The sequence below is a fragment of the Nitrospira sp. BLG_1 genome, from assembly GCF_047338595.1.
In the GTDB taxonomy this organism is placed as follows: Bacteria; Nitrospirota; Nitrospiria; order Nitrospirales; family Nitrospiraceae; genus Nitrospira_D.
The window spans coordinates 1-12,967 of the sequence record NZ_JBLFBO010000057.1 but is presented as its reverse complement, the minus strand read 5'-3'; the positions used below and the strand labels follow the sequence as shown (position 1 = coordinate 12,967).

Below are 12,967 nucleotides of genomic sequence, written 5' to 3'. Positions count from 1 at the left end.
AGAGAGGATGGGCATGGAACGACGAGCTGCTTCGCATACCGAAGAAGAAGAGATGAACCAACGCCGAAAGCTGCTCAGCGCGGCAAGACGCGGCGATACGAAAGCCATCAGCAAACTGTTTGAGTTGTATCAAGTGCGTGTCCTCAACGGAGACCAGTTAGCGAAAGTCAATCGTACCTCCACCTATATGGCCCCGGTGAAAGCCTCCTCGGGGAGCAAGTCCAAGGCTGCGAACAAGAGCGGCAAAGCGGATCAGGCAAAAGGAGGAAAGAAACCGGCGAAGCCCGCGTCAAAGGGTTCACCCGCGAAGCCTTCTGGTACTTCAAAAGCAGTTGCCAAGCCTAAGGCAAAGCATAAGTAGGTGATCGAGAGAGGGTTACTGCACCACGACCTTGAGCCCACCCCCTGCGAGCTTCGCCGCAATATCGTCCGCTCGTTCAGTTGATCCGGTAAAGACGATCGCTTGTCCCTCGTGGTCGATGCGATAGGCGAGTTCAAACGCCTTTGCCGAGGTCATGCCGGGAATGAAACGGCAAAATAACTCGATGACCTGTTTATAGGTATGACAGTCGCAATTGTACACCACGACACGGGATTCCAATCCGCTTCCGGTGCCGGTGTGAATGTCTTCCCCAATATCAGGAATGGTTTCTGGTGTGGCTGGTGTTGGCATGCAGCGGAGATTGTCTCACGGACGAGGAAGCGCGTCTCTTTCTCAGTCGGGTGACCTGATCCCTTTCTCGATTCTCACACCTTGTCCATATCGATTACTTCCGTCGCTTCCCACAGGTTTCTTAACTCCGCATCAGCCAGATCTTTTTCACGATCCGCCTCGGTCTCACTTCCAAAGGTCTGGATGGGCTGAGCCGAAACAGTGTCTCCGCTCGTGGAGTCGGATGCCGGGACGCTCGGTGTGTGGGAACGCCGACGCTTTTTCGCTGGATCCATATTGATCGGCACGGAGACTCCTTACAATGTATCTGTAGTCTTCTCCAAACATGAGTAACTTGTCAATCGGCACGGGACCTCAGCGGATGAGACGCTCAATTCCAGGCTGTGAGGCGTTGAATGTACCCTGGCATCTCCGGTTCAGAACAGGCGTTCGGCTACTGAATCTGCATACCGTCGTCCCAAAGGAGTGAGCCAAAGACGTTCGTGATCGGTACTCAAGAACCCGTCTGTGATCAAGTGCCCGATCTCGGAATCCCGGTCGGCCCCCGCAACTGCTTGCAGCGGGACCCCATGCAGAAGGCGTAAGCCGAACACAAGGGTGTCGCGATCTCGCTCACTGCGTGAAAGTCGTGTGGAATCGGTTATGGGCAGGCGGTTTTCATTCAGATCGGCCTCATACTGATCAAGATCCGCCACATTGCCGAACCTGGTTCCGTTCACATAGGATTGGGCGCTTGGACCAAGGCCGAGGTACTCGCCGCCGGTCCAATACAGTAAATTATGACGACAGCGCCATGCCGGTTTGGCGTAGTTTGAGATCTCGTACTGAATAAATCCCGTCTGTGTAAGGACTTGCTCTGTCGAAGACTCCATTTCTAATTGCAGTTGGTCATCGACCGGTGACACACGGTGTCGAGCAATGTCCTGAGCGAGCTTGGTTCCTTCCTCAATCGTCAAGGCATAACAGGACAGATGGGATGGGTTAAGAGGGAGGATCAATTCCAGGGTACGTTGCCAATCTTGAAGCGATTGGCCGGGGAGTCCGTACATGAGATCCAGGTTGATATTGAGAAAACCGGCTTCGCGTGCCGCCTGAACGGCGGTTGCCGTATCTTGGACCTGCCCATGCCGACCGATGGGGACAAAATCCTGTTCCCGCATCGACTCTGCGCCGAAGCTGATTCGGGTGAATCCGGCCTGTGCCAATGTGGTCAGACCCTCGCGAGTGACGGAAGAGGGATGGGCCTCCACCGTGATCTCGACGGTTGGGCTGGTCGGCCAGGTCGTCTGTATCACCTTCAGCAGTGAAACCAGTTGATCCGGTGAAAGGGCGGTCGGAGTCCCGCCGCCAAAATAGATACTCTGCAGCATACGGCCATTGAGTGGATGGTGACGGCGATGCAATCGAATTTCATGGATGAGGGCTGAACAAAATCTCGTTATGCGATCGACGTGTGCGATCTCAAGGTAGAAGGCACAGAAATGACAGCGATGCTGACAGAAGGGGATATGAACGTAGAGGCCGATCTCTGTGGCAGACGTCATCGTTCAAAGCGAAGAGGAACGGGTGCTGAGAAATCTTTGCTCAGGACAATCTCGATCTCATCGGCCGGCGAGACGCCTCGGTTTCGTACATGCGACGACCACCCTCTCTGTTGGCGGAGGGTGTCGAACACCGACTTGATCAATTGAGGTTTCATCCGTACTTCCCACTCTCGGATCCAGCTGGACTCGTCTTCCTCCCCGTCATAGTCATCCGGGAACGACGCTTCGAGCGTCACGCGAAGGCGAAAGGTTTTTTCTTCCTGATACATCCTGGCCCTCTCGTTGCGATTCTCTGGAGGTGATCTTATAATATCTTTTACAACCAAGGAGTTGTTTACCATGCCTATCTTCGAATATGTCTGCCGCGAATGCAATCACCGTTTTGAGCTGTTGATGCAGGGGTCAGCAGAAGCGGTTTGTCCCCAATGCAAGGCGACGAAGCTTGAGAAACAGTTCTCGGCTTTTGGTGTCGGTGCCACGGCCAATTGGGCCTCCTCCGGAACTTCCGGCTCTTGCGGGAGCTGCGGCGACCCCCGTGGTCCCGGGGCCTGCTCGATGAACTGACCGGATCGGACCCTAGTATCCCTGAATGCTTCTGCTGCAGCCAATGACAGGCTGTTGGGATGATATCCGTTAGGCGTTTCTTTGGTATGAGTTTCACGTTTCAGGTTTCGACTTTCATGTTTTGAGGAAAACATGAAACATTAAATTTGAAACCCGAAACTAGAACCCGTTGGCCTCGACGCTTCACGAGGTGCGTCCTCCAAGTGGTTTCCTTGCAAACCGGTATGAAGAGTGTGGGCTCGTGATAGGTATGTCAGATGGACAGGCATTGACTCGAGCAATCTCGACTATTTCTCAATCCGACCCGCTGATCAAGCTGCTTCAGCAAGTCCGACTGGGTCGTATGCAGGCTACTGATGCGGGATTGCGTGCCGTCACAGAATCATGGTTGGGCATCTACGAACAGGCACTGAGCCTGGATGGCTTCACGCGATTCGACCTGCGCCGGCTCAATCCTGCTCCACGGCTTGCGGTACTCACTCAGGTTGGGGTGCTGTCCGATGACCATCCGGGTCTGATCTCGTTGAGAGCCTCCTATGAACGGGCGCTCAGCCGTGCGACCGGCGGGTAAGCTGCTGAGGTGGCTGGCAGGCTGTTGACAAAGGCCGCCAGCGGCGTTCTCACGTCGCTCAGAGGCTCAACGTACGGGCCGGAGTACGATTCGCCCCTTCGCTCGCTGCGGCCTTGCTGGACAGCCTTTCTGAACAGCCTGCAGGGCATCTAGATTCGGTCAGTCACGGGGAGGGTTGGCCTGTTTGGAGAAGGGCGTAGAGTTTGTCAACACACTGTTAGCCTCATTTCTGTTGCTCTGCACGGTTTCCCTACCATCGGTCCCAGCACGATCGGACGATGACCCAGGGCCTCGTCCGCTGCGGACAAGTTCTCTTCTTCAACTCGACCAGTTTTTTCCTTCCGGGACACATCTCCTTGTCACTCAGGGGGCTATCGAATCCTTTCTTGCTGCGATGGAGGGGACTCCGCCCGATTGGGCAACGGTGTATGGCCACGGTCATCATGATCCTGATCATGATGACCGGCTGTTCAACCTGAATCGCGAGCGTGATGCGGCGCGTGAGGGAAATCCGATCTTGACGTGGCGAATCGCGTTTGTGTGGACCGGAGAGGTCTCGCACTTCGATGTCGATACGCGGTCCTATTCGGTAGCGGTCGGGCCGGAGTTGACTCCGACAAGCTGGGGCCTGGTCCGATTCAAACCTGAGGAGTTTCCCAGCAATTTGCGCGTGCGACCGGACAAACACCTCGCTGATTGGATCGACGGAAGTCTTCGGCGCCATGAATCTGTGCAGGTGTCCATCATCATGGCCGGTACGCTCATCCCGACGGAGTCCATCATCTACGATTTCTCGCATGATGCAGAAGGTGTTGGGCTTATCATGCCGGTGGTGAAGGTTGAACAGGTTGAGGTTGTTCTTGTGAAACCACATGCGTGATGAGTTCAGTGTGGCTGGGGCTTCTGTTCTGAGAATTCAAGGGATGATTGAGACTGAGGCGGGCAGGGGTGGGTCGACTAGAATACGTCTTTCGCACAGCGAAAGCCGATCCCGGTGGCACGGTCGGTGGGCAGGCTGTAGTCACGATCAGAGACGCGGAGGTTTCGTGCGGGCTTGAGCCAGGACCCACCTCGCACGACCTTGAGAAGTTTCCCGTTCGGGCCTTGGGGATCGGAGAGGGGGGCGTTGAGGTACGAATAGGGTTCGTACCAATCCTGCACCCATTCCGCGGCGTTTCCGGCCATATCGAGGAGGCCATAGGGACTGGCTCCTTGGGGGAATGTTCCGATCGGGAGTGTCAACACTTCGCCGTTGAGCCCATGCTCCTGTGACGCACGTGCACCGTCACCGGTCATCCAGAAGGCTTTCCACGCTGCTCCGTCTGTGAATTCGATCGTTCGCCCGGCCCAATAACTTGCGCTGTTGCTGAGGGAGACGTCCCAGTCCATTCCCCAGGGGTAGCGACGGTTATCCGTGCCGCGTGCGGCCTTCTCCCATTCCGCTTCGGTCGGGAGCCGTTTAGCCTGCCACCGGCAATAGGCAACGGCGTCGTCCCAGCTGACATTGACAACCGGATGGTGTTCGCTTCCCGGGAGTGGCACCGCCTTGTTCCATAGGTTGAATTGGGGGGTGAGGTGGCTCGGTGGGGGATATCCCGTACTGTCGACAAAGTGTCGATATTGGGCGTTGGTGACTTCATTGCGATCAATAAAAAAGGATGAGACGTAGACCAGACGTTGCGGGTGCTCGTCGTCAAAGCTCAGACCGTCCTCCTGGCTGCCCATGAGGAACTCTCCGGCCGGTATCGCGACCATGTCTTGGGGTACCCCGGCCCGGGCTGTTGATTCGCAATTGGTAAACGCGAGGAGAAGCGCACAACAGGCGAACAGTCGGACCATCATGAAGGCTTTGTGATTCCGCAGGATTTGGCGACTGCATCGCGATACTTCAGCCAAAGCGCCAGGCTTTTGCGAAGGCACGCCAGGACCGATGGCCTGATTGCCGGTGGGGTGTAATTGACCACCATGTGATAGGCATCGTGCCGATGTCCGGCTTCAACCAACTGGTGCGCACGGATCAGATCCATTCGGCTTGGATGGATGCCATGATAGCGGACGAGGGGATGGACGTTGATGAGGGCCTCGATGTCTTTCGGCTGGTTGCTCTTTGATGGAGTCGTGAGTTCTGTGCGGTCCTTCACACTGCCTTCTACAAAAATTGTGAAGGTCGCAGCGCCCAGTACCCACTCACGGTGATGGGACATGCGATCAAGCCAGGCCCGGTAGCGGAGGGCCTCGGGGAGGAGACGGACCTGTTCAAAACTGTTTCGGCTGAATCGGAGTCCCTCCATCATCGTTAAGAAGAGTTCTGGGTGCGACGTTCCCAGTGAAAGCCCTCCGGTTTCCTCCTCGTAGATATTTTCAGCCAACATATGTCGTGCTGAAGGGGGTGGATTTTTCCCCAGAATTCTGGCTAAGAAGACGGGGAAGTCACGAACGTAGACGGCGTATTCTTGTTGAAAGTGAATCTTCAGTTGGGCATGCGTGAGTCGGCCGGACGCAAAATGGTCCCAGGCCCAATGATGCTTGTTGTCCATGAGTTGGAGCAACGATTGAAGGAACGCCGATTTCGTCATGTGAACCGACATGATGTCTTGCCTCTTTGAGGTGGCGTCGTTACAATTCGGAATCCAGAGGAAAGAAAATGAAAGCCATCACCATACAGAATCCTGATGAGATCCTGACGCTCCTGGCCGATGTGAGTCTTCGGGGAACAGGGTTTACGACTGAGTCCTTGCTTGATTATGCCTTAGAAGAAGGCTTCACCGAACCCATCTTTCTCAATGCCAGCGGCGAAGATCCTAACGCGTTTTTTAAGGGCGAGCCAAACGCCTGGGCCATCTACCAAGTCCGTGAATGGAAACGTGTCCTCACGATCTCAGGCGGCCCGGGTCAAGAGCGGCGTGCACGCATCACGGAAACGCCCTAACCCACATGATTCATGAAGGCTTCGACGACACCCACCGATATGCCGCTGCGACAATATGTGTCGTGTGTGAGATGTGTCGCGTGAAACGTTCGAATTTAGAAACGAGATACGTTTCACGAGGTGCGCTGTCTCATCGGTTTCGTCACGGACCATCATAAATGCTGTGGGCCAACGCCTGGTCCAAGTGTAGAACGGGGATGAGGAAAGTGCAATCGATGGGTAGGTTTCGGAGGTGAAGACTCGATCAAGGGAGCCATGATGCGGATGATCCATCTCATGAATGCGCAGGATGTTGGAGAGCTCGCCATGATCAAGAGCTTGCTGGACGGTAATCGCATCACGTATGTCGTCCATGGCGAACATGTCAGCAGTCTGTATCCCGGAGTACCCCTTGTCGGGAGCCGCGTGATGGTTGATGCGGCCGATCATGCCCGTGCGGAGGTACTTCTCGGGAGACTCCGGCTCTCCATCCGAGACACATCCCCTTGAATGAGGAATAAACGAGCGAGTTGTTGCAGGGCCGCTTCGCAGGAGGATGTTCAAACGGCCGGCTGTTTTAGATGTCCTCGTGTGCCTCGAACACGAGCGCCGCTTCACACGATACGCTTCATGCGCTTGCTAGGGTTGGATTTTCGGGTGCGGCTTGTCCGTGGGGAAGTTCTGAGCTTGTCGTTCGCGAGATCCTTCGTACCATCCTCCTTTCAGGATACCCTCCTCGAAATAGAGATAGCGGTGACGGACCGTCGAGGTGCTTTCCCAATCTTCGAAGATCCACTCCTCCTGCCGGATTCCATCTTTGGTGAAGGTTGTATTGATCGTCTGCGGGCCGCCCCAGGCTTGTAATACCTGTTCCTTGCTCATTCCCACCATGACGCGATGTTGCTCAATGTGCTTGCGAAAGTCTGGATCGCCGAGTTGCACGATCATGGGCCAAACCACCGCCATCAAGACAAAGAGAACAAGCCCTGTATAGATAATGATCCGCACAGGGCGACGACGAATGAATGACGGCTCATTCGTGTCGGAATCAAGGGACAGCGGTTGAGATTCAGCAGCCATGGTGTAATGAAAAGATTGAGATGCTAACAGCGCACTTGCGCCAGAGTCAAGGAAGTGCGATTAATGCCCTGTAAAATCAAATGGATATAAGGCTAGCTATACTTAATAGGGCAAAACATCGGGGATGCCCTGAGATTCTCTGCGGTGAGCATATAACGAGGTAGGTCGATACATGATCGTCAAGCAGTGCGGTTGGGCGTTGTTCATGTGGCTCTGTGTCGTGCTGGGGCAGGGACTTTCTGTCGAAGCCTGGGCGACAACGATCTATTCGTATATCGATGATCAGGGAAATTTGGTCTACACGGATGCGCTGGAAACCATCCCCCAAAAGTTTCGAGCGAAGGTGAAAGCGCATGAGCAACCCGATGCGGTGACGAAGCCGCCGTCGACGCTACAGTCAGTGCAAGACAAAGTCAAAGCACAAGCGAAGAATTTTGGCTGGGAGCTGTCATCGGTGCATATTGATGTGGCGGGGTTGGCACCGGAGCAGTCAAAGATTGTGACTCAAGCCGGCATCGCTGCGGTGGTCCTGCTGCTCATCATGTTTTTCAGTAAAAACAGCCCGATGGTGCGCTTGTTGGCCTTGGGCCTATTGATCGTCTTGGGGATCGGGACACCCGTACTCATGTACACCAGCGACGGCGGCCCAATGGATCGCATGAAAGAGAAAGCGGTCGCTGCAGGACAAACGCAGCAGAATCGTCTTCAGGTCTCGCCTTAGCCCGCGTTACTTTTGGGCCCTTCTCAGACGACCACCGATACGTAACAGCGATCTTATGCGTCGTTCGTGGTTCGTGAAGCGTATGTCGTGGCGGATAAAGACGCTTCACGTACGACGATTTACGAGATACGCCTAGTTACTCCGCATAGCGAGGAACCGGGATGGCTTTCAACGACCGCGGTGGGGAGATCGGTTGCTTCTCGAATTGAGCAGAAAAGGGGTTGAGGGTCGGTTCATGCGTGTGTCGTAATCGCCTCGTGATAAACTCCACGCTCTGTGCGCCGATCTCGACGCGATCGATTCGGGACTCTCTTGTCAGGCGGTCAGGAAGTCCCTGCAGTGAGAAAAGTTGAAAACAGAGGGTCCAATCGAGCTGATCCTTGCCTGGTTCCTTGACGATGAAGCGGGCGTCCGGTGAAGCAGGCCCTTGAAACAGCAATACCCAAATATTCGATCGAAACGTGGGACTGGTCGGATCCGATGAGGGGTGAAATTCAGGAATCAGTGAGGGGAGTCTGGTCATAGGGACCGGGTGGGGAAACTCGATGTCGACCAACCGCACGATGAGCGGACGATTCTCATCGTCACCATTCAGGTCGACCGCATAGCTGAATGAATAGCGGATCTCGATTCCTTCGCGGGTAAATGTATACACATCTTCGCCGTTTTCAGGAGAGACCAGTTTGCTGAAATAGGTCGCCCAATCCGTGATCGGGTAATACGTGAAGACCCTGAGCGCGGACTTACGGTCACGCACCGCTTGGGGCCTGCCAAGCTTCTCGTGCAATTCTTGTTGGGAAAGCCCGAGGAAACCGTCTTCGAAATAAGGAGTTGCCATAGTGATCGAGGGGAGAGCAGCGAGCACGAGGACGCACAAGGCAAGGGCACGCGTGGTGGAGCGGAGGAGGGTCGAGAGGGACATCACCGGCATCGTAGCGAGGCATCCAAATTCATGTCAAGAAAATGACCGCCGGCTTGCCGCGTTGGAAGACCTTCCAGTATGATCGCGACGAATCACTCAGCAACTATCCGATCCTGAGAGAAGGTGACAATGCTCAGACAAGTGAAATGGCCCATCGTGGAGATGCTGAACGAACGGATCCTGATCCTTGATGGCGCGATGGGGACGATGATTCAGCAGCGGAAGCTGGATGAGGCGGCCTTTCGAGGTGAGCGCTTCAAGGATTGGAAGAAGGACCTCAAGGGGCATAATGATCTGTTGAATATCACGCAGCCGTCGGTCATCGAAGACATTCATCGGCAGTATTTGGAGGCCGGTGCGGACATCATCGAGACGAACACGTTCAACTCCCAAGCCATCTCGCTGGCGGATTACGGTATGGACCGGCTCGGGTATGAGTTGTCCAAAGCGGGCGCCGAGTGTGCGAGACGAGCCGTCGTTGCCGTGGAACAGGCACAGCCGGGACGGCGATGTTTTGTCGCCGGGGCGATCGGCCCGACGACCAAGACCTCATCGATTTCTACCGATGTGAATAACCCTGCCGCCAGAGGTACAACATATGACGAACTGGTCCTGGCGTACGGCGAGCAGGTGCGCGGGTTGCTCGACGGGGGCGCGGATCTGCTATTGGTCGAAACCATTTTTGATACCTTGAATGCCAAGGCGGCATTCTTCGCGATTCAAGAGGCCTTTGCGTCCGGGGCCAGGCGGGTTCCGATTATGGCGTCGGTGACGTTCATCCAGGCCGGTAGTAACCGCGGGGTGACCGGTCAGACGGTCGAGGCATTTTGGAATTCAATCTCCCATGTGCCGCTGTTGAGCGTGGGGATGAATTGCGCATTGGGGCCGAAAGAAATGCGTCCGTTGATCGAAGACCTGTCCCGGATCGCCCCGATTTACATCAGTGCCCATCCCAACGCTGGTCTGCCGAATCCTCTGTTGCCGACCGGATTTCCGGAGACACCGGAAACCTTGGCGCCTCAGTTGCGCGACTGGGTGAACAATGGATGGTTGAATATCGTCGGAGGCTGTTGCGGTACGACGCCGGCCCACATTCAGCATATTGCGGAAGCGGTGCGCGGGGTGAAGCCGCATGTGCCATCGACGGTTGAGCCCTACACGCGCTTGAGCGGACTCGAAGCCGTGACGATCAGGCCTGATTCGAATTTCGTCAATATCGGTGAACGCACGAACGTGACCGGCTCGCCGGCCTTCGCCAAGCTGATTCTCGCGGGAGATTATGAGGCGGCTCTGTCGGTGGCGCGGCAGCAAGTGGAGGGCGGGGCCCAGATCATCGATATCAATATGGACGAGGGCATGCTCGACTCCAAGGCGGCCATGGAGAAATTCCTTCGGCTGGTCGCCTCGGAGCCGGATATCTGTAAAGTGCCGATCATGGTGGACAGTTCCAAGTGGGAGGTGCTGGAGACCGGTTTGAAGAATATCCAGGGCAAAGCGGTCGTGAACAGTGTCAGTTTGAAAGAAGGTGAACAGAAATTCATCGATCAGGCGACGCTGATCCGTCGCTACGGTGCGGCGGTCGTGGTCATGGCCTTTGATGAGAAAGGCCAGGCCGATACGCTGGAGCGGAAGCAGGACATCTGCGCACGTTCCTACAAGCTCCTGACGGAGCAGGTGGGGTTTCCTCCGCAAGACATCATCTTCGACCCGAATATTTTGACTGTGGCGACGGGCATTGAAGAACACAATAATTACGCGGTCAACTTTATCGAAGCCACGCGCTGGATCAAACAGAATCTGCCTGGGGCCAAGGTCAGTGGCGGGATCAGCAACATCTCCTTTTCGTTCCGCGGCAACAATGTCGTGCGTGAAGCCATGCACGCGGCATTTCTCTACCACGCCGTCAAGGCTGGGTTGGATATGGGTATCGTCAATGCCGGGCAATTGGCCGTGTATGAGGAAATTCCCAAAGATCTGCTCGAATTGGTGGAAGACGTGTTGCTGAATCGTCGGCCTGATGCGACCGAACGTCTGGTCACGTTTGCTGAAACCGTCAAAGCGAAAGGAAAGGCGGCGGTCAAGGACGACGAGTGGCGCAAGGGGACGGTGGAGGATCGGCTCTCCCATGCCCTCGTCAAGGGCATCACGGATTTTATAGACACAGACACCGAGGAGGCGCGTCAGAAATACGCCAAGCCGATTGAAGTGATCGAAGGCCCGTTAATGGCCGGTATGAACGTGGTCGGCGATCTGTTCGGGTCAGGCAAGATGTTCTTACCGCAGGTCGTGAAGAGCGCGCGTGTCATGAAGAAGGCCGTGGCCTATCTCATGCCCTTCATGGAGGAGGAGAAGAAGCGGTCGGGCAACTTTCAATCGCAGGGTAAGGTGCTGCTGGCAACGGTGAAGGGCGATGTGCATGACATCGGCAAGAACATCGTCGGTGTCGTGCTGGGTTGTAACAACTATGAAGTGATCGACCTCGGTGTGATGGTGCCCTGTGAAAAAATTCTTGCTGCGGCACGGGAGAACCATGCCGACATCATCGGCCTGAGCGGGCTGATTACGCCGTCACTCGATGAGATGGTGCATGTGGCCAAAGAAATGACTCGTGAAGGGTTCGAGGTGCCCCTCTTGATCGGCGGGGCGACCACGAGCAAAGCCCACACGGCGGTGAAGATCGCGCCTTCCTATGGGCGAGGCGTTGTTCACGTATTAGATGCCTCACGTGCGGTGGGTGTCGTGGGAAGTCTGGTGAGTCACACACAACGGGAAGGGTTCGTACAGCAAGTCAAGGACGACTACGAGCGGATGCGACAATCGCACCAGGACCGGGGGGCTAAGCTGCTCCTCCCGATTGCCAAGGCTCGTGCCAATCAGTTCGTCTCACACTGGGACCAGGCCGATCTTCCAACACCGGCCGTGCTGGGCATTCAAACCATTGAGGATCAGCCGCTGGTCGAGCTGATCCCCTATATTGATTGGTCGCCCTTCTTCCATACCTGGGAGTTGAAGGGACGTTACCCAACGATCTTCGAGGATCCGACCATCGGGCCGAGAGCGCAAGAACTCTTCGACGATGCGCGTCGGCTCCTCGATGAAATCATCAAGAAGCGACAGCTCACAGCCAAGGGAGTCTACGGCTTCTTTGCGGCTGCGTCGGTCGGGGACGACATCGAATTGTATGCGGATGCCTCGCGGAAGACCGTGCTCACGACGATCCATCATTTGCGACAGCAATCGGAGAAGCCGGCCGGGCAGCCAAATCTCTCGCTCGCGGATTATGTAGCATCAAAAGACTCAGGTCGGCAGGATTACATTGGGGCATTTGCTGTCACGGCTGGCTTGGGATTGGAAGAACTCTGCAAACAGTTCGATCGAGATCATGACGACTATAACTCCATTATGGCCAAGGCCCTTGCGGACCGGCTGGCTGAGGCGTTTGCCGAATTCCTCCATAAGCGGGTCAGGGACGAGTGGGGGTACGGCAAGAACGAACAACTGACGAATGAGGAGTTGATCCGTGAGAAGTATCGGGGGATTCGTCCGGCGCCGGGCTATCCGGCCTGCCCGGACCATACCGAAAAGCGACTCTTGTTCGATCTCTTGTCAGTCGAAAAGAATGCCGGTATCACCCTGACAGAAAGCTACGCGATGTGGCCGGCTGCAGCGGTCAGCGGATTCTATTTGGCTCACCCAGACGCGAAATACTTCGCTGTCGGCAAGATCGGGAAAGACCAAGTTGAGGACTATGCCCGCCGAAAAGGGATGGATCTTCGCACCGTTGAGCGCTGGCTTTCGCCAAACCTAAACTACGAGCCTGAGTAACACACATCCTGATCGTGCCGCATCGCTGGGGTCTGATTGAAGAACAGCGTATAATGCCTTCAGTTCGTCGAGTTACTAAGCCAGGCGTTAGTAAAGCCTCATGCGGCAGCATACACGCAGGAGGGTGCGTGAAAGAACCGGCGAACGAGATGGGGGCGA

15 protein-coding genes and 1 pseudogene are annotated in these 12,967 nt (G+C 55.6%); 8 read left to right on the top strand and 8 right to left on the bottom strand.

Features of this window, described 5'->3' with window-relative positions; genetic code table 11:
• Window positions 1-361, top strand: a pseudogene (locus ACMTNU_RS18785) (hypothetical protein); the annotation flags it as partial.
• 15 nt (window positions 362-376) lie between these two features.
• Here ACMTNU_RS18785 and ACMTNU_RS18780 read toward each other — a convergent pair.
• The 4 genes from ACMTNU_RS18780 to ACMTNU_RS18765 all read right to left on the bottom strand — a co-directional run bounded on the left by ACMTNU_RS18780 (window position 377) and on the right by ACMTNU_RS18765 (window position 2,486).
• On the bottom strand, window positions 377-673 hold the full coding sequence (locus ACMTNU_RS18780; protein WP_413936827.1) for an ATP-dependent Clp protease adaptor ClpS: 297 nt from the start codon (window positions 671-673) through the stop codon (window positions 377-379).
• A gap of 74 nt (window positions 674-747) precedes the next feature.
• Complete coding sequence (locus ACMTNU_RS18775) at window positions 748-960, bottom strand: hypothetical protein (RefSeq protein WP_413936826.1); 213 nt, start codon at window positions 958-960, stop codon at window positions 748-750.
• Window positions 961-1,089: 129 nt separating this feature from the next.
• Entirely contained in the window at window positions 1,090-2,217 is a 1,128-nt protein-coding gene (gene hemW / locus ACMTNU_RS18770; protein WP_413936825.1) for a radical SAM family heme chaperone HemW, read from the bottom strand.
• Complete coding sequence (locus tag ACMTNU_RS18765) at window positions 2,214-2,486, bottom strand: hypothetical protein (protein ID WP_413936824.1); 273 nt, start codon at window positions 2,484-2,486, stop codon at window positions 2,214-2,216. The genes hemW and ACMTNU_RS18765 overlap by 4 nt, the downstream gene beginning before the upstream one ends.
• A 70-nt stretch (window positions 2,487-2,556) precedes the next feature.
• On the opposite strand from ACMTNU_RS18765, the gene ACMTNU_RS18760 reads away from it, so the two are divergent.
• From ACMTNU_RS18760 to ACMTNU_RS18750, 3 genes are all read left to right on the top strand, one after another.
• Window positions 2,557-2,781, top strand: coding sequence for an FmdB family zinc ribbon protein (locus ACMTNU_RS18760; RefSeq protein WP_413936823.1), 225 nt, complete (start codon window positions 2,557-2,559; stop codon window positions 2,779-2,781).
• Window positions 2,782-3,022: 241 nt separating this feature from the next.
• Window positions 3,023-3,352, top strand: a complete 330-nt coding sequence (locus tag ACMTNU_RS18755; RefSeq protein WP_413936822.1) for a hypothetical protein — start codon at window positions 3,023-3,025, stop codon at window positions 3,350-3,352.
• 184 nt (window positions 3,353-3,536) lie between these two features.
• Window positions 3,537-4,232, top strand: a complete 696-nt coding sequence (locus tag ACMTNU_RS18750; RefSeq protein WP_413936821.1) for a hypothetical protein — start codon at window positions 3,537-3,539, stop codon at window positions 4,230-4,232.
• Between the two features lie 77 nt (window positions 4,233-4,309).
• Here ACMTNU_RS18750 and ACMTNU_RS18745 read toward each other — a convergent pair whose 3' ends face one another.
• Entirely contained in the window at window positions 4,310-5,194 is an 885-nt protein-coding gene (locus ACMTNU_RS18745) for a formylglycine-generating enzyme family protein (protein WP_413936820.1), read from the bottom strand.
• Window positions 5,191-5,940 carry an iron-containing redox enzyme family protein gene (locus ACMTNU_RS18740; protein WP_413936819.1) on the bottom strand — a complete coding sequence of 250 codons (750 nt, stop codon included), beginning with the start codon at window positions 5,938-5,940 and terminating at the stop codon, window positions 5,191-5,193. The genes ACMTNU_RS18745 and ACMTNU_RS18740 overlap by 4 nt, the downstream gene beginning before the upstream one ends.
• A 56-nt stretch (window positions 5,941-5,996) precedes the next feature.
• Between ACMTNU_RS18740 and ACMTNU_RS18735 the strand changes: the two genes are divergently transcribed.
• Window positions 5,997-6,281 (top strand): hypothetical protein, encoded by a 285-nt coding sequence (locus tag ACMTNU_RS18735; RefSeq protein ID WP_413936818.1) that lies wholly within the window; start codon window positions 5,997-5,999, stop codon window positions 6,279-6,281.
• Window positions 6,282-6,536: 255 nt separating this feature from the next.
• Window positions 6,537-6,770: a DUF2007 domain-containing protein gene (locus ACMTNU_RS18730; RefSeq protein ID WP_090749658.1), complete on the top strand. Its 234-nt coding sequence runs from the start codon at window positions 6,537-6,539 to the stop codon at window positions 6,768-6,770.
• Between the two features lie 129 nt (window positions 6,771-6,899).
• On the opposite strand, the gene ACMTNU_RS18725 is transcribed toward ACMTNU_RS18730, so the two are convergent.
• On the bottom strand, window positions 6,900-7,340 hold the full coding sequence (locus ACMTNU_RS18725; RefSeq protein WP_413936817.1) for a hypothetical protein: 441 nt from the start codon (window positions 7,338-7,340) through the stop codon (window positions 6,900-6,902).
• A 172-nt stretch (window positions 7,341-7,512) separates the two neighbouring features.
• Here ACMTNU_RS18725 and ACMTNU_RS18720 point away from each other — a divergent pair, with 172 nt between their 5' ends.
• The gene (locus tag ACMTNU_RS18720) at window positions 7,513-8,061 is read left to right on the top strand and encodes a hypothetical protein (protein WP_413936816.1); all 549 of its coding nucleotides are present in this window, start codon (window positions 7,513-7,515) and stop codon (window positions 8,059-8,061) included.
• 136 nt (window positions 8,062-8,197) lie between these two features.
• Here the strand turns inward: ACMTNU_RS18720 and ACMTNU_RS18715 are convergent, their stop codons facing one another.
• Window positions 8,198-8,983, bottom strand: a complete 786-nt coding sequence (locus tag ACMTNU_RS18715; protein WP_413936815.1) for a hypothetical protein — start codon at window positions 8,981-8,983, stop codon at window positions 8,198-8,200.
• Between the two features lie 129 nt (window positions 8,984-9,112).
• Between ACMTNU_RS18715 and metH the strand changes: the two genes are divergently transcribed.
• On the top strand, window positions 9,113-12,808 hold the full coding sequence (gene metH / locus ACMTNU_RS18710; protein WP_413936814.1) for a methionine synthase: 3,696 nt from the start codon (window positions 9,113-9,115) through the stop codon (window positions 12,806-12,808).
• Window positions 12,809-12,967: the final 159 nt, after the last annotated feature.